Raw genomic sequence first — 25,438 nt, forward strand, 5'->3', positions numbered from 1 at the left:
ATATTGAGTTAATTATTTGATTTTAAATAGCTTAAAAAATAAATAGGATGTGATAAAATTGATATCAATAATTAAAGGAGCTAAAGTTTATTCACCTAAATATATTGGAATAAAAGATATTGTATTAGTAGGGGGAAAGATTGAAGGAATATATGAGAATTTAGATATTCCTAATGATTTTCTTGAAATAGAAGTTATTAATGGACAAAATAAAATTGTCTTTCCTGGATTTATAGATTGCCATGTTCATATTACAGGTGGTGGTGGTGAAGGTGGATATAAAACAAGGACACCTGAAATTCAATTATCTAATTTAACACGATATGGAATAACATCGGTTGTTGGATGTATAGGAACTGATGGCGAGTGTAGAGACATTAAAGCTTTAATAGCTAAGGTTAAATCATTGAATGAAGAAGGAATATCTGCTTATTGCTACACTGGATCATATGATGTTCCTGTTAAGACATTAACTAGTTCTATTAAAGGAGATATAATGCTAATTCAAGAGATAATAGGTGTAGGAGAAATAGCCATATCTGATAATAGAAGTTCACAACCTACGTATGAAGATTTTGTTGAATTGGTAGCTCAAGCTAGGGTTGGAGGAATGTTATCAAACAAAGCTGGAATTGTAAATGTACATGTTGGAGATGGTAGGAGAAGGATAGAGTATTTGTTTAAGGTATTAGAAACTACAGAAATACCATCAACTCAACTATTGCCTACTCACATTAATAGAAATACTAAGCTTTTTGAAGAAGGTTTAGAGTATGTAAAAAAAGGTGGATTCATAGATTTAACTACAAGTTGTGATATAGACTTTTTAGAAGAAGGGGAGATTAGAGCCGGAGAAGGCTTAAAAAGGTTTTTGGACTTAGGATTACCGATTGAACATATAACATTTTCATCAGACGGAAACGGAAGTATGCCTAAATTTAATAGGAAAAAAGAACTAATAGGACTCGGGATTTGTTCAGTAGAATCATTATATAGAGAAATAAAGGAAAGTATAAAAGTGTATAATGTATCACTAGAAGATTCAATAAAAGTTATAACTTCTAATGTAGCAGATTTATTAAAATTAAATAATAAAGGAAGAATAGAAAAGGGAAAAGATGCAGATTTAGTCATAGTAGATGAAAAGTCGCTGGATATAGACATGGTGTTTGCAAAAGGCAAAAAGATGGTTCAAGAAGGTGAGGCTATTATAAAGGGCACCTTTGAAATATAGGAAGGGGCTGTCTCAGAATTACTAAGTGAAGTAATAACAACGAAATAGAAATAACATTTATTAAAGAAGACTAGAAATATTTCGCTAAGATTTTCTAATATTTAAAGTTGTACCCATAAAAGATTGCTCCTAATATTCATTAGGACAATCATTTATGGAACAACTTCAAATGAAGAAACTCTAAGCTTATTTTTCAATGCTTCTTACACAAATGTTATTTCTATTTCTTTTTTGAATATGCCTAAATTTAATTATGATTTAATTTTAAAAAATGTATGGTGTCCTATTGTTGTCATATCTTGCTTTTCAGTTTGATGCATCCATGCACATGTTGCAGTACTTGGATTATAAAAAAATAATGCTTCATTTGTGGGATCTGCTCCTTTTATTGCATCATAAACAGCATCATAACAAGCTTGATTTGGAGTAGCCTTTATATCACCATTTTTAACACATGAGAATGCATTTTTTTGTAATATAACATCTTTAATTGTGTTTGGAAACTTAGGGTTAATAGTACGATTTAAGACAACTGAAGCTACAGCAACCTTTCCTTCATATGGTTCACCAATACTTTCGGCGTATACCAGTTTTGCCATTAATTGAATATCTGCTTCCGTTATATATAATTTTTGTGTATTGTGACTGAAAACTTCTAAAACATTGTCATCTTGGTTATATAGTGATTTACATTGTATGCTATTTAAATAAACTTCATTTACTGCTTTTTCAACAGGAATACTATTGTAAAAACTGTTGCCTAATACTTGTGCGTAAGCAGTGGTACAATTAATAACGGAAAGATATAACACTAAAGCAATTATAAAAATGCTATATGTTTTTTTCATTAAAAATCCTCCTTTGGCATAGTTAAATCCAATAATATTATTGCCAAAAAAGATAGTTATATACACATTCTAGTTTTTATACAAGTTTATAGCCGTTTCAAATGCTTCAAGATAATCTAAAAAATCAGAGTATTTATTAAATGTATCTTCGTATATATCATCTATATTTTTCTTACTACTAGATTCATTTAAAAGTGCAATTTCATTTTTAACACTTTGTTCTAATGAATTTATATATGAATTATATGAATTTAACATTTCTTCTAAAGTTTCATAGCAACTTTCACCACCAATAGGAATAGAAACAGAATAAGATTTGTTTTTAATATCACTAAAAGAAGATTTTTTATCCTTTATATCATAAAGTAAGACAGATAAATCTCTATTATCTTCTCTGATTTTTATTAGAGCAGGTTTGAAGTCTTGCTTTAAATTTGAAAAGCTATCATAGATATTATTCATATTAAGAATAAAATCACGTTTTTGTTCATCTTTAATATCTTTTTCTCTAGTTAATTTATATAAATTATTAACATACTTATTTAGATTAGCAAAAAAAGTATTTGCTTCTTTTGGAAATGATATACTTAGTTTTGTTTTTGAAAAATTCTGAGTAGATATAAGTATAGCTTTTTCATTGTCAACTAATTTTTTATAACTAGTTTCAAAATTTTCTGGATTTTTGTTATTTAAAATGTCTAAACTACAATCATAAAGATTTAGATTTAAATTAATATAATTAGATAAATCCTTTTTTAATGGCTCTAAGTTTGAATTATTTAACTTCAATTCATTTAAATTATTAATTAAGTCATTTAATGAAGATTTTTTATCTTGTAATAATTCAGAAGCACTTAATGAGTCAAAGACACCATCTTTTTCTATGAACTTTAAAGAAGCATTCACATGTACTATATTTTTTGAGATTTTATTAAGTTTATTTATGTCATTATTTTTTATGAATAATGTCAACAATATTAATATAAATATTATACAAGCAGTTAATGGAAGTAGAATTTTAAGTAGTTTTTTATCAACAGATATATTAAACATAAGCCCTCCTTAGTATTAAATAAATATTTTTAAATATGCCTAAGTAAAAGAAAGGTGATATAACTAATAAATATAATTTAATATTACTTAATATTAGTTATATTAAGTAATGTGAAAAATTATTATAAAAATAATTAAAAATTAATAAAATAGTAATTGTCTTTATAGTAAGAGGACAAAGATTTAGTGTATAATTTTATATAGACAAATAAGTGAGGTGATGGCAGTGGAAGATTTTATATCACTAATAATGAAAAGTATTAGCAATATGTCACTATGGTCAGTAGTAGATATTTTAGTAGTATCTTTTATTTTCTATAAGGGATATATGCTGATAAAAGAAACGCGAGCAGAACAGCTATTAAAAGGAATATTATTAATTATTGTTCTTATTCCTATTAGTTATTTATTAAAACTAGATATGTTGAATTTTATATTAAATAAGACTTTAACAATCGGGGTATTATCTGTAATTATAATTTTTCAACCAGAAATTAGGAGAGGGTTAGAGCATCTGGGAAGATCAGCATTTGAAGATGTTCACAATATGAACGATAAAGAAACTAGAAATATTGTTATTAATGAGGTTGTAAATGCTGTGCAAAATTTATCTGAAAGCAAGACTGGTGCATTAATTGTAATGGAACAAAGCACAGGACTTGGAGAAGTAGTTTCGTCAGGAACAATATTAGATGCAAATGTGACTTCAAATCTTTTGGAAAACATTTTTGTAGTAAACACTCCATTGCACGATGGAGCTACAATAATAAGAAACAATAAGATACTAGCATCAGGATGTGTTCTTCCGTTAACTAATAATAATACAATTAGCAAAAAATTAGGAACTAGACATAGAGCTGGAATGGGATTATCTGAGGTTTCTGATGCATTAATAATAATTGTATCAGAAGAAACAGGAGTAGTTTCTTTAGCTATAAATGGGAAGTTAAGTAGAAAATATGATAAGGAAAGATTGAGAAATATATTATTGAATATAATTGAAAATAGAAGTAATAAGAATATGAAAACTGCTGGAGAAAGGGTGAAGTCATGGGTAAAGGGAATAAAAATCAATCATTAATAGTTAAATTTATTTGCTTATTTCTATCCTTTGGTTTATGGCTCTATATATCAAATGTTGAAAATCCAGTAAGAACTTACGAATTAAAAGGAGTACCTGTGGAGCTAATAAATCAAAGCAGTATTTCGGATGCTAATCTTGCAATTGTTGAAAATCAAAGTTTTACAGTAGATTTAAAATTAGAAGGTGCTTCAAGTGATATAACTAAAGCTAAAAAAGAATCTTTTAAATTGACAGCAGATATGAGTGCATATGCTTTAAAAGATGGAGACAACGTAGTTCCAATTCAGATTGTAAGCTATCCTGAAAATGTTACTGTTAAAAATAATGGCTTTTTAGGAATTAAAGTTAAGTTAGAGCCACTAATATCAAAAGATGTTAGTTTAAAATCACAAGTTAGTGTTTCATATAAAGAAAATATATATCAACAAAATCAAAGTATATCTCCCAAAAAGATAACAATTTCTGGACCTAAAAGCACTATAGATAGAGTTTCTGAGGGAGTACTTATTGGAGACGCAAAGGATATAGCAAAAGATTTTCAAAAAAAATATAATATAAGTTTCTTGGATAATAATGGGAAAGAGGTTGCGGGAGTTAAGTCTAACTATAATGAAGGTGAATTATTAATTACGGTAAGTAACGGCAAAACTGTTCCTATTAATATTCAAACAACTGGTTCTTTAAATAAAGGTTTATCAATAGCTAGTATGGAGTTAAGTCCTAAAGAGATTCATATAATAGGGGATAATAAAAATTTGAGTAAAATAACCTCAATAGATACTGAAGCTGTTAATTTAACAGATTTGCAGTCAGACCAAGAACTGAATTTAAAACTCATGTTACCTGAAGGAGTTACTGTACAAGCAGGTAATGAGAGTATTAAGGCTAAGATTACATTAAATAATGATACAAGTACAATTAAAGATACAAATACAACTAAAGATATCTCATGTAAAGTTGAATATATAAATCTAAATGAAAAATTTATATTGGAATCTTCAACTGAAACAACAAAAATAACTATTTCGGGGTTACAGTCTATATTAGAAAAAATTTCGTCAAGTGATGTTAAAGTGGTCGTAGATTTAGCAAACATATCTGTAGAGGGAAAATTACAACAGACACCTACAGCAACGATTCTAGGACAAAATGAAGGCGTTACAGTAGCATCAGTTGGAAATGTTGAGATATCGGTTAAAAAGAAAGTATAAAAAATAGCCACAGTTAAACAAACTGTGGCTATTTTATGATATAATCGGTTAAAATTAGAATATGCTTAAGGCATTATTTCTTTTGAATGCCTTAAAGAAATATATAAGGGAATATAGGTGATAATATTATGAGTATAAGAATAAATAATTTAACTTTAAATATAGATGATGAAGATGAAATAGATATATTAAAAAACAAAGTATGTAAAAAATTAAAGATATCAAAAGAAGACATAAAAGAGTTAAATATTATAAAGGAAAGCATTGATGCGAGAAAACGAAATGAAATAAAATTTAATTATTGTGTAGATGTAGTTTGTGATAAAGAAAAGAAAATTTTATCTAATATAAAGGATAAAGATATAAAGATTGAAAAAGATAATGTGAAAGTAGTTATTAAAAAGGGAAGTGAAAAACTTAATTATAGGCCAGTGGTTATAGGATTTGGACCATCAGGAATTTTTGCAGCATTGACTTTAGCTAAAGAAGGATATAAACCTATTGTATTTGAACGTGGAGAAGATGTTGATAATAGATTAAAGACTGTAAAAAAATTTTGGGAAAGTGGAAAATTAAATCTTGAGTCTAATGTTCAATTTGGTGAAGGTGGAGCAGGGACATTTTCAGATGGAAAGTTAACTACAAGAATTAAAGACAGTAGATGTGCTTATATTTTAGATGAGTTTATAAAGGCAGGGGCACCTCCTGAAATTAAATATTTAAGTAAATCTCATGTTGGAACAGATATTTTAAAAGATGTTGTTAAAAATATAAGAGAAAAAATAAAAAGCCTTGGTGGTGAGGTATATTTTAATTCTAAATTAGAGAATATAAATTACAAAGATGATAAGTTAAAAAGTATAGTTGTTAATGGAAAAGAAATACCATGTCAGGCATTAGTACTAGCTATAGGTCATAGTTCTAGAGAAACATATGAGTTACTATATAAATATGGAGTTTCAATGGAAGCGAAACCTTTTGCAATAGGACTTAGAATAGAGCACCCTCAAGAATTGATAAATGTTAGTCAATATGGGAAATATCATAATCATCCTAAATTAAAAGCAGCTGAGTATAGATTAACTTATCAAAGTGAAAAATTGAAAAGAGGAGTTTATTCTTTCTGTATGTGTCCTGGTGGAGCAGTTGTCGCATCTGCATCAGAGGAAGGAAGACTTGTATCTAATGGTATGAGTTATCATGCAAGAGATTTAAAAAATGCTAATTCAGCGTTAGTTGTAACAGTTTCTCCAGATGATTTTGAGGGAGATTCACCTTTAAAAGGAATGGAATTTCAAAGATATTATGAGAAATTAGCATTTGATTTAGGAGGAGGAAATTATAAAGCACCAGTACAATTACTTGGAGATTTTATGAATGATAGGCCTAGTACTAAATTAGGAGAGGTTACGCCTAGTTATTTACCAGGATATGAATTTAAAGAACTAAAAAATTGTTTACCAAGCTATGTTGTAGATGGACTTAAAGAAGGTATTAACAGTTTTGCAAACAAAATAAGTGGATATGGAAGAGAAGATGCAGTATTGACAGGTATAGAAACAAGAACTTCAGCTCCTCTTAAAATTCATAGAGACAAGAACTTTGAAAGTATAACAATATCAGGAGTTTATCCAGCAGGAGAAGGTGGAGGATTCGCAGGAGGAATAATATCATCTGCAGTTGATGGAATTAAGGTAGCAGAAAGCATAATAAATAAATTTATGTATTAAGGCACATTTTTGGTCTATTACTTTCTTTTATGTGCGTAATTTAAATAATTTCAATATTCTAAAAAAAGAGCATTTTAATTTTTTTTTTGTTACAATAAGAAGGAACTTAATAAAACAAAAATAATATTGTTATTAAGGATATTTAGCAAGTAAATTTATTAACATAAAATTATAATTAATATATACTAAGATGAAATTTATTATAAGAGTGAGAGGTGCATATAAATGAGTAAAAACTTTGACGATTTATTATCCAAACTAAAATCTACAAAAAAGAAAAAGCTATCAGTTGCAGTAGCACAAGATGAACCAGTTTTAGAAGCTGTAATGGCAGCTAAAGAAAAAGGAATAGCTGATGCAATTTTAGTTGGAGACAAAGATAAAATAAGAGCAATAGCAGATAAAATTAATATGGATTTAACTCAATTTGAAATAATTCATGAAGAAGATTCTAAAAAAGCAACATTATTTGCAGTTCAATTAGTATCAAGTGGAAGAGCTGATATGGTAATGAAGGGATTGGTAGATACAGCTACTTTTTTAAGAAGTGTTCTTAATAAGGAAATAGGTCTTAGAACAGGAAAAGTTATGTCTCATGTAGCTGTATTTGAGATTGAAGGAATTGATAGATTAATATTCTTAACAGACGCAGCATTTAACACTTATCCAGATTTAAAAGCTAAGATCCAAATTCTAAATAACGCTGTAAGCGTAGCTCATGCATGTGGAATAGCAATTCCAAAGGTGGCACCAGTTTGTGCTGTTGAAGTTGTTAATCCAGATATGCCAGCAACAGTAGATGCTTCATTACTTACAACAATGAATAATAGAGGACAAATAAAGGGATGTATAGTTGATGGACCTTTAGCATTAGATAATGCTTTATCAGAAGAAGCAGCACATCATAAGGGTATAACAGGACCAGTTGCAGGAAAGGCTGATATAATATTATTACCTAATATAGAAACTGGAAATGTAATGTACAAGTGTTTAACTTATACAGCAAAAAGCAAAAATGGTGGATTATTAGTAGGAACTTCAGCACCAGTTATATTAACTTCAAGAGCAGATAGCTTTGAAACAAAGGTGAATTCTATAGCATTAGCTGCTTTAGTTGCTGAGAAGGATAAATAGAAAATAAGTATTATTAGGAGGTTAAGTAATGTCATACAAATTATTAATTATTAATCCAGGTTCAACATCAACTAAGATTGGTGTATATGATGGAGAAAAAGAATTATTTGAAGAAACATTAAGACATACAAATGAAGAAATAAAGAGATATGATACAATATATGATCAATTTCAATTTAGAAAAGACGTTATTTTAGATGTTCTTAAAGAAAAGAACTTTGATATAAAAAATTTAAACGCAGTTGTTGGTAGAGGTGGAATGCTTAAACCAGTAGAAGGCGGAACTTATACTGTTAATGATTCTATGATAGAAGATTTAAAAATTGGTGTTCAAGGACCACATGCTTCAAATCTTGGTGGAATAATTGCTAAGTCAATTGGAGATGAATTAAAAGTACCTTCATTTATAGTAGATCCAGTTGTTACTGATGAATTAGCTGATGTAGCTAGATTATCAGGAGTTCCAGAACTTCCAAGAAAGAGCAAATTCCATGCTTTAAATCAAAAAGCAGTTGCTAAGAGATACGGAAAAGATACTGGAAAAGGATATGAAAACTTAAATCTTGTAGTTGTTCACATGGGCGGAGGAGTTTCAGTTGGAGCTCATAATCATGGAAAAGTTATTGATGTAAACAATGCTTTAGATGGCGATGGCCCATTTTCACCAGAAAGAGCTGGAACAGTACCAGTAGGTGATTTAATAAAAATGTGCTTTAGTGGAAAATATAGTGAATCAGAAGTATACACAAAGACAGTAGGAAAAGGTGGATTTGTTGGATACTTAAATACAAATGATGTAAAAGGAACTATAGATAAGATGGAAGCAGGAGATAAAGAATGTGAAAAAATTTACAAAGCATTCCTTTATCAAATCACAAAGACAATTGGAGAAATGGCAGCAGCACTAAATGGTAAGGTTGATCAAATAATCCTTACTGGTGGAATTGCATATTCACCAACACTTGTTCCAGACCTTAAAGCAAATGTTGAATGGATAGCTCCAGTTACTGTTTATCCAGGAGAAGACGAATTATTAGCATTAGCACAAGGTGCTATAAGAGTGCTTAGCGGAGAAGAAAAAGCTAAAGAATATTAGAAAAATTAGAAGAGGATGTTTCATTTAATGGTTTAATAAAATCATTTTGAGATATCCTCTTTTTTTTATATGAAAAATAAAGTAGTATAGAATAAACTTATATTACAATGGTTAATAATCACGAAATTATATAATAATAAAATAGATATGTGATATTAAAAAATAATTAGTGAAAGTATTAGAATAATTGGGGTAGATTATGAAGAGAGTAAATTGTATTTTAAATGATGATAAATATGTTTATTATTTAGAAAAGAATAAACAGTATGAAGAGAACAGAGAATTTTGTAAACACAATTTAGAACATTTTTTGGATGTAGCTAGAATTGCTCAAGAGATAAATTTAGAAGAAAAATTAGGCTTTTCAAAGGAAATTATATATGCAACTGCAATATTACATGATATAGGTAGATCATTTCAGTATGAAAATGGTACACCTCATGAAATAGCTTCTTGGGAAATTGGGGAACATTTACTAGAGAAGTATAACTTTAATCAAGAAGAAATTGAAATTATAAAGCTTGGAATATTAGGACATAGAGATAGAGAAAGTAAAGGATTTTCAGAACTTATGTATAAGTCAGATAAATTTTCTAGATTGTGCATTAATTGTAATGCTATAGATAAATGTAATTGGAGCAATGAAAAGAAAAATATGAAAATATATTATTAGGGGGCATCACATAATGAAAATAGGAACTAAAGAATTTAAAATCGGAAAAAAAACATATATTATGGGTATATTAAATTTTACTCCTGATTCTTTTTCTGATGGTGGAAAATTTAATAATACTGATATTGCATTAGAGCATGTTAAAAAGATGATAGAGCATGGCGCAGATATAATAGATATTGGTGGAGAGTCTACAAGACCAGGTCATACACGCGTAGACGAGCAAGAAGAGATAAACAGAGTTATTCCTATAATAAAAGCTATAAGAGAAAAATTTGATATTCCTATATCTATAGATACATACAAAGCAAAAGTAGCAGAAAAGGCACTAGAAGCTGGAGCTAATCTTATTAATGATGTATGGGGATTTAAAAGAGAAAAAAGTATAGCGAAGGTTGCAGCAAAATATGATGTACCTTGTTGTTTAATGCATAACAGAGATAATAAAAATTATGAAAATTTAATGCAAGATATATTAGGCGATTTAAAAGAAAGTATAAAGATAGCTAAAGAAGCTGGAGTAAAAGATGAAAATATAATATTAGACCCAGGTATAGGTTTTGCAAAAACTTATGAACAAAATTTAGAAGTTATGAATAAACTAGAAATCTTTAAGGAATTAGGTTATCCAATACTACTAGGTACATCAAGGAAATCTATGATAGGACTTACTCTTGATTTACCAGTAGAAGAGAGAGTAGAAGGAACCGTGGCGACAACAGTTATTGGAATAATGAAAGATGCTTGTGATTTTGTAAGAGTTCATGATGTATTAGAAAATTCAAGAGCAGCAAAAATGACTGATGCAATTGTAAGAAGATAGGATGGATGAATTTTGGATAAAATGTATATAAAAAATTTAGAACTCTTTGGTTTTCATGGAGTTTTTGAAGAAGAAAAAAGACTAGGCCAAAAATTTATATTATCTTTGGAATTAGATTTGGATTTAAAAGCAGCAGGAAGAACTGAAGATTTAACAAAATCAGTGCATTACGGTGAATTATGTGAAAAGGTAGAAAAAGAATTTTTAAGAGAGTCTTATGATCTTATAGAAACTGTATCATTAAATTTAGCAGATTTCATTCTCAAGGAATATAAAATAATAAGTGGAGTAAAGGTATTCTTAAAAAAACCTTGGGCACCAGTTAGAAAACATTTGGATACTATAGAAATAATGATTGAAAGAAGAAGACATAAAGTATACATAGGTCTAGGATCTAATATTGGTGATAAAGAAGAGAATTTAAAAGAAGCAATAAATAAGATATCAAAAGAAAAAAATACTGTAATAACAAAACAATCTTCATTTATAGAAACAGAACCATGGGGATATTTAGATCAAGAAGATTTTTTAAATGCAGTTATAGAAATAGAAACAACTCTAGAACCAGAAGAACTTATGAACTTATTACTTAAAATTGAACTAGAGTTAAAGAGAGAAAGATTAATAAAGTGGGGACCTAGAATAATTGATTTAGATATACTTATGTATGATGATGTAATTTCATCGAATGAAAAAATAATTCTTCCACATCCAAGAATGCATGAAAGAGAATTTGTATTAAAATCATTAAATGAAATAGCACCATATCTTATGCATCCTGTAATTAATAAAAGAATATTTACTTTATTGGAAGAAGTTGAATCAAGACATTGTAAAATAAATAATTAGTCAAAGATTTTTAGGGGATTTTGAATTTACATGTATACTTTTACCAATAAGAGATAAAAGTTATATAATATAGTAGCAGAAATTTAATGGTTAAATAGTAAAGAAACGTTATAATATTGAAGAAGATGATAACAGTAAGTATATAAAAGAATTTATTGATTTAGGAGTGGGTTTATGAGAAGTTCATTAAAGTTTACTAATAAGTTAACAATGATAAGTGAAATGGAAAATGATTCGAAATTTCAAATATTAGAATATAATACTTTAAATGGTGCAACAGATGTTGAAACAGCCTTTGGATTAAATGTAATTAACGAAAGTGGAATAAAATTAAAACAAATAAGAATAATACTTGATGATAGTGCAGTTAAATTGGAGCCTGGTGCTTTAAGTTATATGAAAGGTGATATAGAGATAAAAAGTAAAATTGGAGGGGTAGTTGGATTAGGAAAAAAGCTACTTGTAAGTAAATTAACAGGAGAAACTATATTTAAAAGTAATTATAAAGGAACTGGTGAAATATTTTTAGAGCCTTCATTTGGACATTTTGCATTATTAGAATTAGAAGATGATGAAATAATAGTAGATGATGGACTTTTTTGTGCATGTGAAGAGGATGTACAAGTAGGGGCAGCAATGCAAAAAAATATATCTTCAACCTTTTTGGGAAATGAAGGAGTATGTCAAACTAAAATACACGGTAGTGGAATAGTAGTGATTGAAATCCCAGTGCCAGAAAATGAAATATTTAAGTGTACATTAATTGATGATACCTTAAAGGTAGACGGTAACTTTGCGATTTTAAGAACAGGTAATATTAATTTTTCAGTAGAAAAATCAACAAAATCTATTATGGGATCTTTAACAAGTGGTGAGGGATTTGTTAATGTATATAGAGGAACAGGAGAAGTTTGGTTAATTCCTACTAAAAGTGTTTATGAAGATATAAAAAGTAAGGGACTAAAGGTTATGAGTGAGTTAAGTGAAGAAAGGAATACTGAGGTTTAAGTATCTGAAAAAATAACAGTTAAATTCTATATATATTGACCAGTTATTTTTAAAAGATGGCTTTATGCTCTTACATACTAAAGTTGTAAAGAATAGAAGGGAACGCTATAATATAAAGATAGAAGGTGCATCTTTGGTCTGTTATTTTTTTATGTGCCTAAAATAAAAATGAGGTGAAAAGATGGGTTCCATAGATTCAAAAATTAAAAGTAAAGAATTAGATTTGTTTTTTAAAGGAATTTTACAACTTAAAGATATAGAAGAATGCTATAAATTTTTTGAAGATGTAGCAACAATAAATGAAGTAAAAGCACTAGCACAAAGACTGCATGTTGCAATGCTTCTTAATAATAAAAAAACATATACAGAAATAGCACATGTAACAGGGGCAAGTACTGCTACTATAAGTAGGGTAAATAGATGTTTGAATTATGGTAGTGATGGTTATAAGCTAATATTGGGAAAGATAGAAAAGCAATAATTTAACTTATAAATAAAATACCATACTGAGAAAATTAATAATATTTATTAAATAATTTTAAGTATGTGCAAATAAACATAAAAAAATACTTAAACATTGTCAATATGAATAAAAAATACTATACTATTAAAGAAAATAAAATTGAAAAATTATCATTATAGCTAGATATTTAGCAAATTTACTATTATTTTATAATAATATAGTAATTGAATGTATATGAGATAATTAAAAAAAGTGAGGTAAGAATATGGATAGAATGTTTGGAACGGATGGGGTTAGAGGAATTGCTAATACAGAATTAACATCTCAAATAGCATATAACCTTGGAAGAGCAGGAGCATATGTATTAACAGAGGGAGCACATAAGCCTAAAATATTAGTGGCTAAGGATACAAGAATATCAGGAGATATGTTAGAGTCAGCATTAGTAGCAGGAATATTATCAGTTGGGGCTGAAGCTGTAATATTAGGAGTAGTTCCAACACCAGCAGTTGCATATTTAACAAGAAAATATGGTGCTGATGCAGGTGTTATGATTTCCGCTTCTCATAATCCAGTAGAATACAATGGAATTAAGTTTTTTAATGATAAAGGATATAAGCTTTCAGATGAATTAGAAGATGACATTCAAAGAGTAATTGAAAGTGATTTTAAAGGGGTTCCAAATCCAACTGGAGTGGATTTAGGTAGAGAGAGAGTAGAAGTAGCAGCATTAGAAGAATATACAGAATTCGCTAAAAATACAATTCCGTATAACTTGAAAGGTTTAAAAATAGCTTTAGATTGTGCTAATGGTGCATCTTATAAATCAGCAGTAAAAGCCTTTAGAGATTTAGGCGCTGATGTATTTGTAATTAACGATAATCCTGATGGAACTAATATAAATCAAAATTGTGGATCAACACATCCAGAGGAACTTATGGACTATGTAATTAAAAAAGGATGTGATTTAGGATTTGCATTTGATGGAGATGCAGATAGATGCTTAGCAGTAAATGAAAAAGGTATACTAATAAATGGAGATTTCATATTAATGCTGTGTGCAAATTATTTAAAAGAAATGGGTAAATTAAAAGATGATACTCTAGTTGTAACAGTAATGAGCAATCTTGGATTAGATATTGCTTGCAAGAAACAAGGAATAAAACTTGAAAAGACTAAAGTTGGCGATAGATATGTTCTTGAAGAAATGATTAAAGATAATTATGTCCTAGGTGGAGAGCAATCTGGTCATGTTATATTCTTAGATTATAATTCAACAGGAGATGGCTTAGTTACAGCACTTCAAATAGCATCAATAGTTAAGAAAAAAGGAAAATCATTATCAGAACTTTGTTCTATAATGAAAGAATTACCTCAAGTATTAGCTAATGCTACAATTCCAAATGACAAAAAGGAATTATATTTATCTGATGATGAAATTCAAGGAGAAATAAAAAAAATAGAAGATACATTAAATGGTGTTGGAAGAGTTCTTATAAGACCTTCAGGAACAGAACCATTAGTTAGAGTTATGCTTGAAGGAGAAAATCAAGAAGAAATAGATAAGATGGCTCATGGATTAGCACAATTAATTGAAAAAAAATATAACTAAGGCATATTTCACTTGTTAATTTATTTCATATGCCTAATATAAATTAAAATAGTCTGTAATTCTTTTTTAGAGAATACAGGCTATTTTTAATTCATAAATTTAGAAATATAGCAAAAAACATACTATTGATAGTATGTTAATAATAAGTGCATTAATAAAATATAATGATAATATAATATGTAAACAGATAATAAATTATCAATAAATATGCGAATTGATTGATTAAATGGAAATTATAATAATAAATATATTCATTAAAATATAAGTTTTGTAAAAGTAATCTTATATCGTTGACATTGGAAATTTATAATAGTAAACTTTAGGAAAGTAAAAATTAATAGGTCCTTAGTTATTAAATGCTGAGATGGAGAAGGTTGTTTAGCAGTTAAGTTTTTAGAGAGTCGATGGTTGGTGAAAATCGATACTTTAGCTTTATAATTATCACTCCTGAGCAGAGTCTAGAAAGAGAAATATTTCTTGAGTAATTGACATCCGGTGTGCATCCGTTATATGCAAGGGTTTGTTAGAACCTAGTGATATTTATGTAAGCGGAATTTTATCCCACTTCTTATGATGTATATCATTAAGAGTGGTTTTTTTTACAATTTTTTATAAGGGGATGATGAGAAAATTATGGGGAAATATGTATTATCCATTTTAGTAAAAAATTCATCTGGTGTATTAAGTAGAGTTTGTGGGTTGTTTTCAAGAAGAGGTTACAATATTGATAGCTTAACAGTTGGAAGAACTGAAGATCCTTTAGTTTCAAGGATGACAATTACTCTTAAAGGTGATGAGGACATATTAGAACAAGTTAAGAAACAATTAAATAAGCTTCAAGAAGTTATAACAGTAATAAATTTTACACCTGATAATTCTGTCTATAGAGAATTGGTATTAATTAAAGTAAGAGCAAATTGTGAAGACAGAGCGGCAATAAATGAAACAGTTAAAATTTTTAGATGTAAAATAATTGATTTATCTAGTGATACATTAACAATTGAATTAACAGGAGATGAAAGTAAAGTATCAGCATTGATAAAACTTATGGAAGAGTATGGAATAGAGGAGCTGGTTAGAACTGGGGTTACAGCTCTTCAAAGAGGAGATTCAACAATAAAAAGTTCATTAGAAAATGATGAACTATAAGTAATGATTTGACAAGAGAAGGGGGGCAAGCTATGTCTGAACATGCAGTAAAAATATTTGATTCTACTTTGAGAGATGGAGCGCAAGGACAAGGGATTTCCTTTTCTTTAGAGGATAAAATTAAAATAGTCAAAATTTTAGATGAAGCTCAAGTTGATTATATTGAAGCTGGTAATCCAGGATCTAATCCTAAAGATATGGAGTTTTTTAAGCAAATTAAAAATGTAAAACTTAATTATTCAAATATAGTAGCATTTGGATCAACTAGAAGACAAAAGAGTAAGGTTGAAGATGATAAAAATTTAAAAAATCTTTTATTAGCAGGGACAGATGTAGTTGTAATCTTTGGAAAGTCATGTGATATACAAGTGACAGATATTTTAAAAACATCATTAGAAGAAAATTTAAATATGATAAAAGATACAATTGCTTATCTTTGCAAAGAAGGAAAAAAAGTTATTTTTGATGCAGAACATTTTTATGATGGATATAAATCAAATAAAGATTATGCAATATCAACATTAAAATTTGCGCAAGAATCGGGTGCAGAGGTTGTTACATTATGTGATACCAATGGTGGAACTTTACCAGAAGAAATCAAAAACATAACTGAAGATGTTATGAATCAATTAGTAATAGATGTAGGTGTGCATACTCATAATGATATGGGGATGGCTGTAGCAAATACAATAATGGCAGTAAATGTAGGTGCAAAGCATGTTCAAGGGACATTTATTGGCATAGGAGAGAGATGTGGAAATGCAAATCTTAGTACAATAATACCAATACTTAAGTTGAAACTTGGACATGATATTATAGATGATAAACAATTAGCAAACTTAACTAAAATATCAAGATATATTGCAGAAATATGCAATATCACACTCCAAGATCAAAGTCCTTTTGTAGGAAATTCATCTTTTGCACACAAAGGTGGAATGCATATAGATGCAGTAACTAAATCACCAAAGTCATATGAACATATTAACCCAGAGGTTGTTGGAAATAGAAGAAGATTTTTAGTTTCAGAAGTAAGTGGTAAAAGTACAATATTTCAAGAAGTTAAAAAGATATTTCCTAGTATCTCAAAAGATAACAATGAAGTTCAAAAAATCACAGATAAATTAAAAGAATTAGAATATGAGGGATATCAATTTGAAGGTGCAGAAGGAACTGTTGAATTAGTAATAAGAAAGACGATAGGGAAGTATAAACCATTTTTTAAGTTAAATCATTTTAAAATAATAGGTGAACAACCTTATAATTCAGAAAAATTTATTTCTACAGCAGTAATAAATATTACAGTAGATGGTAAGAACGAGATGACAGCAGCAGAAGGTGAAGGACCAGTAAATGCATTAGATAAAGCAATTAGAAAGGCGCTTGAGGTATTTTATCCAGAACTTAAAGCAGTAAGACTTGTAGATTATAAAGTTAGAGTTTTGGATTCAGAAAGTGCAACAGAAGCAAAAGTTAGAGTTTTGATTGAATCAACAGATGGAATTGAAAATTGGAGTACAGTTGGGGTATCTCGCGATGTAATTCAAGCTAGTTGGATAGCTTTAGTTGATTCAATAGAATATAAATTAATAAAAGATATAGAAAGAAAAGTAAAAGCGTATTTTTAAGGGGGAATATTCAAAATGGGAATGACAATGACACAAAAAATATTAGCGGCACATGCAGGGTTAGATAATGTAAAGGCTGGACAATTAATTGAAGCTAATCTTGATTTAGTTTTAGGAAATGATATTACAACTCCTGTAGCTGTAACTGAATTCAAAAAATTTAAAACAGATAGGGTTTTTAGTAAAAGCCAAATAGCAATAGTTCCAGATCACTTTACTCCTAATAAGGATATAAAAGCAGCGGAACAAGTTAAATATATTAGGGAGTTTGCTCATGATATGGAAATAGAAAATTATTTTGAAGTTGGAGAAATGGGAATAGAACATTGCTTGATTCCAGAAAAGGGACTAGCTGTTGCAGGTGATGTTGTTATTGGAGCAGATTCACACACATGCACATATGGAGCTCTTGGAGCATTTTCAACGGGTATTGGTTCAACTGATATGGCAGCTGGAATGGCTACAGGAAAATGTTGGTTTAAAGTACCGTCAGCTTTAAAATTTGTTCTTAAGAATAAACCTGCTAAGTGGGTTAGTGGAAAAGACATAATTCTACACATAATTGGAATGATTGGTGTTGATGGGGCATTATATAAATCAATGGAATTTGTAGGAGATGGATTACAATACCTTACAATTGACGATAGATTTACAATGGCAAATATGGCTATTGAAGCTGGTGGGAAGAATGGAATCTTTCCTGTTGATGATAAGACTACTGAATATTTAAAAGAACATACAACTAAAGAATGGAAAGTATATGAGGCTGATGACGATGCAGAATATGATGAAGTGTTTGAAATTGATTTAAGTACATTAAAATCAACAGTTTCATTTCCACATTTACCTGATAATACAAGAACAATCGATAAAGTTGGGGACATAGAACTTGATCAAGTTGTAATTGGTTCATGCACAAATGGTAGAATGTCAGATTTAAGAGTGGCTAGGGATATTATTAAAGGAAAGCATATTAAGAAAGGTCTTAGATGCATAGTTATTCCTGGAACTCAAAAGATTTATTTACAAGCTCTGGAAGAAGGGATAATCAAGGATTTAGTTGAAGCTGGAGCAATATTTTCAACACCAACTTGTGGACCATGTTTAGGCGGACATATGGGGATATTAGCAAAAGGAGAAAGAGCACTATCAACAACAAATAGGAATTTTGTAGGAAGAATGGGACATGTGGAATCAGAAGTATATCTTGCAAGTCCAGCAGTTGCAGCAGCATCTGCTTTAACAGGAAAAATAACTGATCCAGAATTAGTCTAGGGGGTATTTAGTAATGAATGTAAAAGGTAAGGTATTTAAATATGGAGATAATGTAGATACGGATGTAATAATTCCAGCAAGATATTTAAATACATCAGATCATAAGGAACTTGCACTGCATTGTATGGAAGACATAGATAAGGATTTTGTAAACAATGTAAAAGATGGGGATATCATAGTTGCAAACAAGAATTTTGGTTGTGGTTCTTCAAGAGAACATGCGCCAATAGCAATTAAGACAGCTGGAGTTAGTTGTGTTATTGCATCAACTTTTGCAAGAATATTTTACAGAAATGCAATTAATATTGGATTACCCATTTTAGAATGTGATGAGGCTGTAAAACATATTGATGCAGAAGATGAATTAGAGGTGAACTTTTCAAATGGTATTATTAAGAATTTAACTAAGAATCAGGAGTATCAAGGAGAAGCATTTCCAGAATTCATGCAAAAAATTATAGATAATGATGGATTAATAGGATATATAAAAAACAAGAGCTAATAAGTAGCAAGGAATAAATAAGAAGTAGCAATAATATAAGCAATACAGAATAAATGAGAGTTAAACAATTGTAATTGTAAACTCAGCAAGAGGGGGCTTTAAAGTGAAATATAATATAGCTGTAATACCTGGAGATGGAATAGGTCCAGAAGTAATAGAGGAAACAATTAAGATTTTAAAGGTAATTGGAGAAAAATTTGATCATAGATTTGATTATGAATATTTATTAGCTGGTGGATGTGCAATAGATAAATATGGTACACCACTTCCACAGGAAACTTTAGATGTATGTAAGAGAAGTGATGCAGTTTTATTAGGTGCAGTAGGAGGACCAAAGTGGGATGACCCTACTGCTAAGATAAGACCAGAACAAGCATTATTAGGATTAAGAGGGGCATTAAATCTTTACTGTAATTTAAGACCTGCAGTATTATATGCTCCACTAAAAGATGAATCACCACTTAAAGATAGCATAGTTAAAGATGGAATAGATATTTGCATAGTACGAGAATTAACAGGGGGAATTTACTTTGGAGACAGAGGATCAGAAGTTATAGATGGGATAAAAAGCGCTTATGATACTGAAAGATACAATGTGAATGAAATAACTAGAATTGCTAAAATTGGATTTGAAACAGCAATGAAGAGAAAAAAGAAACTTACAAGTGTTGATAAAGCTAATATATTAGAAAGTTCAAGACTTTGGAGAAGTGTTGTTAATAAGATGGCTAAGGAATACCCAGAGGTTGAAGTAAATCATTTATATGTTGATAATACTGCAATGCAATTAGTAAAAGATCCTAACCAATTTGATGTAATAGTAACTTCTAATATTTTTGGAGATATTTTATCAGATGAAGCTAGTATGGTTACTGGGTCAATAGGAATGCTACCATCAGCATCTTTAGGGGAAGGAACATTAGGTATGTATGAACCAATACATGGAAGTGCACCTGATATAGCAGGAAAAGGAATTGCAAATCCGCTTGCAACTATTCTTTCAGCAGCAATGATGCTTAGATATAGTTTTTCATTAGAAGAAGAAGCTAAATCAATTGAAAAAGCTGTACTTGAAGTACTTGAAGAGGGATATAGAACAGGGGATATAATGACCTCTGGTAAGAAGTTAACTGGAACAGTTGAAATGGGAAAATTAGTTTGTAAGAAACTACAAGAAGGGAAGTAGTTATATGAGAAGTGACATAGTAAAAAAAGGCCCTACAAAGGCTCCACAAAGATCACTATTTAAGGCATCTGGGTTAACTGATGAAGAAATAGATAGACCCTTAATCGGTGTAGTTACTTCACAAAATGACATTATTCCAGGGCATGTTAATTTAGATAAGATTGTTGAAGGCGTTAAAAAGGGTATATTAATGTCTGGAGGAACACCTTTAGTATTTCCTGCAATTGGAGTATGTGATGGTATAGCTATGGGACATGAAGGAATGAAATATTCTTTGGTTACTAGAGAACTTATAGCAGATTCAACAGAATGTATGGCAAAAGCACATGCTTTTGATGCATTAGTATTTATACCAAATTGCGATAAAATAGTGCCAGGAATGGTAATGGCAGCACTTAGACTTAATATTCCATCTGTTATTGTCAGCGGTGGACCAATGCTTGCTGGTAAGTTTAATGGAAAATCTATTTCACTTTCAACTATGTTTGAAGCTGTTGGTGCTTATGAGAATGGTTCAATGTCAGAAGGAGATTTACACCAGTTAGAAGAAAGTGCATGTCCATCATGTGGATCATGTTCAGGTATGTTTACAGCAAATTCAATGAATTGTTTATGTGAAGTACTAGGTATAGGGCTACCTGGGAATGGAACAATTCCAGCTGTATTCTCAGAGAGAATAAGACTTGCTAAAAAAGCTGGTATGGCTGTAATGGAATTATTGAAGAATGATATTAAACCAAGGGATATAATCAATGAGCGAAGCATTAAAAATGCATTGACAGTTGATATGGCATTAGGATGTTCTACAAATAGTGTACTTCATTTAACAGCAATTTCTAATGAAGCAAAAGTTCCAATGAATTTGGATATAATAAATGATATTTCATCTAAGACTCCAAATTTATGTAAACTATCACCTGCATCAGATACTCCAATTGAAGAGTTATATGCAGCTGGTGGAGTTGCAGCTGTAATGAACGAACTTTCCAAAAAGAATCTTTTAGATTTGGACTGTATAACAGTTACAGGAAAAACTCAAAAGGAGAATATAGCAGGAATAGAGGCTAAAGATCACAATGTAATTAAGTCAATAGATAAACCATACAGTCCTACTGGTGGAATAGCAATACTTAGAGGTAATTTAGCTAAAGATGGAGCTGTTGTAAAAAGATCAGCAGTAGTTCCTGAAATGCTAAAGCATGAAGGTCCAGCAAAGGTGTTTAATTCTGAAGAAGAAGCAATAGAAGCAATTTTTGGGAAGAAGATAAATTCAGGAGATGTAATAGTAATTAGATATGAAGGACCTAAGGGTGGTCCAGGAATGAGAGAGATGCTTTCATCAACAGCAGCAGTTGCTGGAATGGGATTAGATAAATCAGTTGCATTAATTACAGATGGTAGATTTAGTGGGGCAACTAGAGGTGCTGCAATAGGTCATGTATCTCCAGAAGCTGCAGATGGTGGAATTATTGGATTAGTTGAAGATAAAGACATTATTTCAATTGATATAAATAATGCAAAACTTGAGTTAAATGTAAGCGAAGAAGTTTTAGAAGAAAGAAGAAAAAACCTAAAAGTTGTAGAAGCAAAAATTAAAGAAGGATATTTAGCTAGATATGCTAAATTAGTAAGCTCTGCAAGTGAAGGAGCTATACTAAAGTAATTTTAAAAAAATATTATAAATAAAATAATAAAGTAAGTATTTCTTTAATATGCCTAACCTTAAAAGTGAAGGAGGGAAATCAATGTTATTAACAGGGGCTGAAATATTAATAAAGTCTCTAGTTGATGAAGGTGTAGACACTATATTTGGATACCCAGGAGGAGCCGTTTTAAATATATACGATGAACTATATAAGTATAAAAATGAAATTCATCATATATTAACTTGTCATGAACAAGCGGCGGCACATGCAGCAGATGGTTATGCAAGAGCAACAGGTAAGGTTGGAGTTTGCTTGTCAACTTCAGGACCAGGAGCTACTAATTTAGTAACCGGTATTGCTACAGCTTATATGGATTCAATTCCAATGGTAGCTATCACAGGAAATGTACCTAAATCATTGCTTGGTAAAGATAGTTTTCAGGAAGTAGATATAGCTGGAATTACGATGCCCATTACAAAGCATAATTACATTGTAAAGAATGTAGACGATCTACAAAATATAATTAGAGAGGCTTTTTTTATAGCACAAGAGGGACGTCAAGGACCAGTGCTAATAGATATTCCTAAGGACATAACTGCAAATAAGGCAGTTTATACGAAGCTAATTCCTAAGGAACTAAAGAAAAATAGCACTTCTTTTAAAGAAGATATTTTAAGTGAATTAATACAGTATATAAATGAAAGTGAAAGACCGTTTATATATGCAGGAGGAGGAATTAATTCTTCAGAATCTACACAGGAACTTGTAAATTTTGCAGAAAAGATAAATGCACCTGTATCAACTTCATTAATGTGTACTTCAGCATTCCCATTTGATCATCCATTATATACAGGAATGATTGGAATGCATGGAACTAAGGCATCTAATATAGCAGCAACTAAATGTGATTTATTAATAACACTAGGAGCTAGGTTTAGTGATAGGGTTATAAGTAATCAAAATCATATTAAAAATGCTAAAATTATTCATATAGATATTGATCCGGCTGAAATAAACAAAAATGTAAAAGTTAATTCCTATATAATAGGAGACTTAAAAATCATATTAAATAAATTAATACCATTAGTTAAAGAAAAAGAAAACAAAGAGTGGATTGAAACAGTTGATAGTCTTAAAGAAATTAAAAGTGTTGAAATAAATAGTGATGATGATGAACTAACTCCAGAATTTTTATTTGATAAGTTAAATAAATTAAATGATGGAAGTTTCATAATTACTACGGAGGTTGGTCAACATCAAATGTGGTCAGCTCAATATTTTAATTTTAAAGATAGAAGAAGTTTCATAAGTTCAGGTGGATTAGGAACAATGGGTTATGGACTTGGAGCAGCTATTGGGGCTCAAATTGGTAAACCCAATAAACAAGTTTTTAATATTGCTGGAGATGGAAGTTTTGGAATGAACTGTAATGAATTAGCTACAGTAGTAAAAAATAAACTACCGTTGATAGTAATAATAATGAATAATAATGCATTGGGAATGGTTAGACAATGGCAAACTATCTTTTATGATGGGAGATATTCTGAAACAACTCTTGATAGATCAACAGATTTTGTTAAGTTAGCAGAAGCTTTTGGCGCTAAAGGATTTAGATTAAATAAAAGAAGTCAAGTTGAAGATGTTCTTAAGGAAGCTATTGCATCAAAAGAACCAGTTCTAATAGATTATGTAATACACTGTGACAAAAAAGTTTTTCCTATGGTTGCACCTGGTGCACCCATTAATCAAATAATAAGCGAAGAAGACATAAATAATAATTAGGGGGTCATGTAAATGCCAAAAATGTATTATGAAAAAGACACAGATTTGAATTTATTAAAAGGAAAGAAGGTTGCTATAATAGGATATGGAAGCCAAGGACATGCTCATGCATTAAATCTTCATGAAAGTGGAGTAGATGTTGTTGTTGGTTTATATAATGGAAGTAAATCTTGGGCAAAAGCTGAAAAGGCTGGATTAAAAGTTGCAACTGTTGAAGATGCATCAAAAGCAGCAGATATCATAATGATATTATTGCCAGATGAAAAACAAGGTAAAATTTATAATGAACAAATAGCTCCAAATTTAGAAGAAGGAAATGCATTAGTATTTGCTCATGGATTCAATATTCACTTTGGACAAATCGTTCCACCAGCATTTGTTGATGTATTCATGGTTGCACCTAAGGGACCAGGACATTTAGTAAGAAGAACATATACTGAAGGTGCCGGAGTACCTTGTTTAATAGCTGTACATCAAGATGCATCAGGAAAAGCAAAAGAATATGCTTTAGCATATGCAAATGCAGTAGGTGGAGCAAGAGCTGGTGTTCTTGAAACTACTTTTAAAGATGAAACAGAAACAGATTTATTTGGAGAACAAGCAGTACTTTGTGGTGGAGTTTCAGAACTTATTAAAGCTGGATTTGAAACTTTAGTGGAAGCTGGATATGCTCCAGAGAATGCTTACTTTGAATGTATGCATGAAATGAAATTAATTGTTGATTTATTTTACCAAGGTGGATTAAGCTTAATGAGATATTCAGTATCAGATACAGCTGAATATGGAGATTATCAAATTGGCAAGAGAATCATCACAGATGAAACAAAAAAAGAAATGAAGAAAGTTCTTACTGAAATTCAAGATGGTACTTTTGCAAAGAATTGGTTATTAGAAAACCAAGTAGGAAGACCAAATTTTAATGCAACTAGAAGAATGGAAGCAGAACATCCAATAGAAAAGGTTGGTAAGGAATTAAGAGGAATGATGAGCTGGATAGACACAGCTAAAGTAGACTAATATAAATGCTTTAACATATAAAAAGGGTCTGTCTTATAATACAAATCATTTAATGATATGATGTATATTCAAAAAAAGAAATGGAAATAACATTTGTGGAAGAAGCATTGAAAAATAAGCTTAGCGAAATTTTTCTAGTCTTCTTTAATAAATGTTATTTCTATTTCTTTGTTATTACTTCACTTGATAATTCTGAGACAGCCCATTTTTATACCCAATATTATTCACACATTTTGTTAACAGATGACTTTAAATTTATAAAATTGTGGATAAATAATATAAACTTATTATAAATTCTAATGAGACAAATAACTCACATCTTTAAAATGATTAGTATATTAAGTATTAGTACTAATATATAATTTTATGGTAATATAATTGTATATTAATTTTTAAGATTAGTTATTTATTTGGAGATGCCTTATATAATGATAT

22 protein-coding genes are annotated in these 25,438 nt (G+C 29.8%); 20 read left to right on the plus strand and 2 right to left on the minus strand.

Features of this window, described 5'->3' with window-relative positions:
• The first annotated feature begins 58 nt into the window (after positions 1-58).
• A complete protein-coding gene (gene iadA / locus BM027_RS08680) occupies positions 59-1,234 on the plus strand; it encodes a beta-aspartyl-peptidase (RefSeq protein WP_090090883.1) in 1,176 nt (391 codons plus the stop codon).
• Positions 1,235-1,485: 251 nt separating this feature from the next.
• On the opposite strand, the gene BM027_RS08685 is transcribed toward iadA, so the two are convergent.
• Positions 1,486-2,082, minus strand: coding sequence for a cell wall hydrolase (locus BM027_RS08685; RefSeq protein ID WP_090090884.1), 597 nt, complete (start codon positions 2,080-2,082; stop codon positions 1,486-1,488).
• 69 nt (positions 2,083-2,151) lie between these two features.
• On the minus strand, positions 2,152-3,135 hold the full coding sequence (locus tag BM027_RS08690; RefSeq protein WP_090090886.1) for a hypothetical protein: 984 nt from the start codon (positions 3,133-3,135) through the stop codon (positions 2,152-2,154).
• Between the two features lie 220 nt (positions 3,136-3,355).
• On the opposite strand from BM027_RS08690, the gene cdaA reads away from it, so the two are divergent.
• The 19 genes from cdaA to ilvC all read left to right on the plus strand — a co-directional run bounded on the left by cdaA (position 3,356) and on the right by ilvC (position 25,003).
• Positions 3,356-4,216 (plus strand): diadenylate cyclase CdaA, encoded by an 861-nt coding sequence (gene cdaA / locus BM027_RS08695; RefSeq protein WP_423230328.1) that lies wholly within the window; start codon positions 3,356-3,358, stop codon positions 4,214-4,216.
• The gene (locus tag BM027_RS08700) at positions 4,186-5,430 is read left to right on the plus strand and encodes a CdaR family protein (RefSeq protein ID WP_090090890.1); all 1,245 of its coding nucleotides are present in this window, start codon (positions 4,186-4,188) and stop codon (positions 5,428-5,430) included. The genes cdaA and BM027_RS08700 overlap by 31 nt, the downstream gene beginning before the upstream one ends.
• Before the next feature lie 128 nt (positions 5,431-5,558).
• Positions 5,559-7,160: an NAD(P)/FAD-dependent oxidoreductase gene (locus BM027_RS08705; RefSeq protein WP_090090892.1), complete on the plus strand. Its 1,602-nt coding sequence runs from the start codon at positions 5,559-5,561 to the stop codon at positions 7,158-7,160.
• Positions 7,161-7,385: 225 nt separating this feature from the next.
• Positions 7,386-8,294 (plus strand): phosphate butyryltransferase, encoded by a 909-nt coding sequence (ptb, locus tag BM027_RS08710; RefSeq protein WP_090090894.1) that lies wholly within the window; start codon positions 7,386-7,388, stop codon positions 8,292-8,294.
• A 28-nt stretch (positions 8,295-8,322) separates the two neighbouring features.
• Positions 8,323-9,390: a butyrate kinase gene (gene buk, locus BM027_RS08715; RefSeq protein ID WP_090090896.1), complete on the plus strand. Its 1,068-nt coding sequence runs from the start codon at positions 8,323-8,325 to the stop codon at positions 9,388-9,390.
• A gap of 199 nt (positions 9,391-9,589) precedes the next feature.
• Positions 9,590-10,063 (plus strand): HD domain-containing protein, encoded by a 474-nt coding sequence (locus BM027_RS08720; RefSeq protein ID WP_090090898.1) that lies wholly within the window; start codon positions 9,590-9,592, stop codon positions 10,061-10,063.
• Positions 10,064-10,076: 13 nt separating this feature from the next.
• Entirely contained in the window at positions 10,077-10,886 is an 810-nt protein-coding gene (folP, locus tag BM027_RS08725; protein ID WP_090090909.1) for a dihydropteroate synthase, read from the plus strand.
• A gap of 12 nt (positions 10,887-10,898) precedes the next feature.
• Positions 10,899-11,735, plus strand: a complete 837-nt coding sequence (gene folK / locus BM027_RS08730; RefSeq protein WP_090090911.1) for a 2-amino-4-hydroxy-6-hydroxymethyldihydropteridine diphosphokinase — start codon at positions 10,899-10,901, stop codon at positions 11,733-11,735.
• A gap of 174 nt (positions 11,736-11,909) precedes the next feature.
• On the plus strand, positions 11,910-12,743 hold the full coding sequence (locus BM027_RS08735) for an AIM24 family protein (protein ID WP_090090913.1): 834 nt from the start codon (positions 11,910-11,912) through the stop codon (positions 12,741-12,743).
• A gap of 181 nt (positions 12,744-12,924) precedes the next feature.
• Positions 12,925-13,224 (plus strand): YerC/YecD family TrpR-related protein, encoded by a 300-nt coding sequence (locus BM027_RS08740; protein ID WP_090090915.1) that lies wholly within the window; start codon positions 12,925-12,927, stop codon positions 13,222-13,224.
• A gap of 247 nt (positions 13,225-13,471) precedes the next feature.
• A complete protein-coding gene (glmM, locus tag BM027_RS08745) occupies positions 13,472-14,818 on the plus strand; it encodes a phosphoglucosamine mutase (protein WP_090090918.1) in 1,347 nt (448 codons plus the stop codon).
• A gap of 633 nt (positions 14,819-15,451) precedes the next feature.
• The gene (gene ilvN / locus BM027_RS08750) at positions 15,452-15,967 is read left to right on the plus strand and encodes an acetolactate synthase small subunit (RefSeq protein WP_090090920.1); all 516 of its coding nucleotides are present in this window, start codon (positions 15,452-15,454) and stop codon (positions 15,965-15,967) included.
• Between the two features lie 32 nt (positions 15,968-15,999).
• Positions 16,000-17,595, plus strand: a complete 1,596-nt coding sequence (gene cimA, locus BM027_RS08755) for a citramalate synthase (protein ID WP_090090922.1) — start codon at positions 16,000-16,002, stop codon at positions 17,593-17,595.
• A gap of 15 nt (positions 17,596-17,610) precedes the next feature.
• A complete protein-coding gene (gene leuC, locus BM027_RS08760; protein ID WP_090090924.1) occupies positions 17,611-18,870 on the plus strand; it encodes a 3-isopropylmalate dehydratase large subunit in 1,260 nt (419 codons plus the stop codon).
• Between the two features lie 13 nt (positions 18,871-18,883).
• On the plus strand, positions 18,884-19,372 hold the full coding sequence (gene leuD, locus BM027_RS08765) for a 3-isopropylmalate dehydratase small subunit (RefSeq protein ID WP_090090926.1): 489 nt from the start codon (positions 18,884-18,886) through the stop codon (positions 19,370-19,372).
• Positions 19,373-19,475: 103 nt separating this feature from the next.
• Positions 19,476-20,558, plus strand: coding sequence for a 3-isopropylmalate dehydrogenase (gene leuB, locus BM027_RS08770; RefSeq protein WP_090090928.1), 1,083 nt, complete (start codon positions 19,476-19,478; stop codon positions 20,556-20,558).
• Positions 20,559-20,562: 4 nt separating this feature from the next.
• Positions 20,563-22,221: a dihydroxy-acid dehydratase gene (gene ilvD, locus BM027_RS08775; protein WP_090090930.1), complete on the plus strand. Its 1,659-nt coding sequence runs from the start codon at positions 20,563-20,565 to the stop codon at positions 22,219-22,221.
• An 82-nt stretch (positions 22,222-22,303) separates the two neighbouring features.
• On the plus strand, positions 22,304-23,986 hold the full coding sequence (gene ilvB / locus BM027_RS08780; RefSeq protein ID WP_090090932.1) for a biosynthetic-type acetolactate synthase large subunit: 1,683 nt from the start codon (positions 22,304-22,306) through the stop codon (positions 23,984-23,986).
• 12 nt (positions 23,987-23,998) lie between these two features.
• Positions 23,999-25,003, plus strand: a complete 1,005-nt coding sequence (gene ilvC, locus BM027_RS08785; protein WP_090090933.1) for a ketol-acid reductoisomerase — start codon at positions 23,999-24,001, stop codon at positions 25,001-25,003.
• The last annotated feature ends 435 nt before the right edge of the window (positions 25,004-25,438 follow it).

It is taken from the genome of Clostridium uliginosum (genome assembly GCF_900112485.1).
Classification (GTDB): domain Bacteria; phylum Bacillota; class Clostridia; order Clostridiales; family Clostridiaceae; genus Clostridium; species Clostridium uliginosum.

What these genes read in the sequence shown, in the direction of transcription:
- BM027_RS08685 (WP_090090884.1), bottom strand. Translation starts at nt 2,082, where the DNA reads ATGAAAAAAACATATAGCATTTTTATAATTGCTTTAGTGTTATATCTT.
- BM027_RS08690 (WP_090090886.1), bottom strand. Translation starts at nt 3,135, where the DNA reads ATGTTTAATATATCTGTTGATAAAAAACTACTTAAAATTCTACTTCCA.
- cdaA (WP_423230328.1), top strand. Translation starts at nt 3,356, where the DNA reads ATGGCAGTGGAAGATTTTATATCACTAATAATGAAAAGTATTAGCAAT.
- BM027_RS08700 (WP_090090890.1), top strand. Translation starts at nt 4,186, where the DNA reads ATGGGTAAAGGGAATAAAAATCAATCATTAATAGTTAAATTTATTTGC.
- BM027_RS08705 (WP_090090892.1), top strand. Translation starts at nt 5,559, where the DNA reads ATGAGTATAAGAATAAATAATTTAACTTTAAATATAGATGATGAAGAT.
- ptb (WP_090090894.1), top strand. Translation starts at nt 7,386, where the DNA reads ATGAGTAAAAACTTTGACGATTTATTATCCAAACTAAAATCTACAAAA.
- buk (WP_090090896.1), top strand. Translation starts at nt 8,323, where the DNA reads ATGTCATACAAATTATTAATTATTAATCCAGGTTCAACATCAACTAAG.
- BM027_RS08720 (WP_090090898.1), top strand. Translation starts at nt 9,590, where the DNA reads ATGAAGAGAGTAAATTGTATTTTAAATGATGATAAATATGTTTATTAT.
- folP (WP_090090909.1), top strand. Translation starts at nt 10,077, where the DNA reads ATGAAAATAGGAACTAAAGAATTTAAAATCGGAAAAAAAACATATATT.
- BM027_RS08735 (WP_090090913.1), top strand. Translation starts at nt 11,910, where the DNA reads ATGAGAAGTTCATTAAAGTTTACTAATAAGTTAACAATGATAAGTGAA.
- BM027_RS08740 (WP_090090915.1), top strand. Translation starts at nt 12,925, where the DNA reads ATGGGTTCCATAGATTCAAAAATTAAAAGTAAAGAATTAGATTTGTTT.
- glmM (WP_090090918.1), top strand. Translation starts at nt 13,472, where the DNA reads ATGGATAGAATGTTTGGAACGGATGGGGTTAGAGGAATTGCTAATACA.
- ilvN (WP_090090920.1), top strand. Translation starts at nt 15,452, where the DNA reads ATGGGGAAATATGTATTATCCATTTTAGTAAAAAATTCATCTGGTGTA.
- cimA (WP_090090922.1), top strand. Translation starts at nt 16,000, where the DNA reads ATGTCTGAACATGCAGTAAAAATATTTGATTCTACTTTGAGAGATGGA.
- leuC (WP_090090924.1), top strand. Translation starts at nt 17,611, where the DNA reads ATGGGAATGACAATGACACAAAAAATATTAGCGGCACATGCAGGGTTA.
- leuD (WP_090090926.1), top strand. Translation starts at nt 18,884, where the DNA reads ATGAATGTAAAAGGTAAGGTATTTAAATATGGAGATAATGTAGATACG.
- ilvD (WP_090090930.1), top strand. Translation starts at nt 20,563, where the DNA reads ATGAGAAGTGACATAGTAAAAAAAGGCCCTACAAAGGCTCCACAAAGA.
- ilvB (WP_090090932.1), top strand. Translation starts at nt 22,304, where the DNA reads ATGTTATTAACAGGGGCTGAAATATTAATAAAGTCTCTAGTTGATGAA.
- ilvC (WP_090090933.1), top strand. Translation starts at nt 23,999, where the DNA reads ATGCCAAAAATGTATTATGAAAAAGACACAGATTTGAATTTATTAAAA.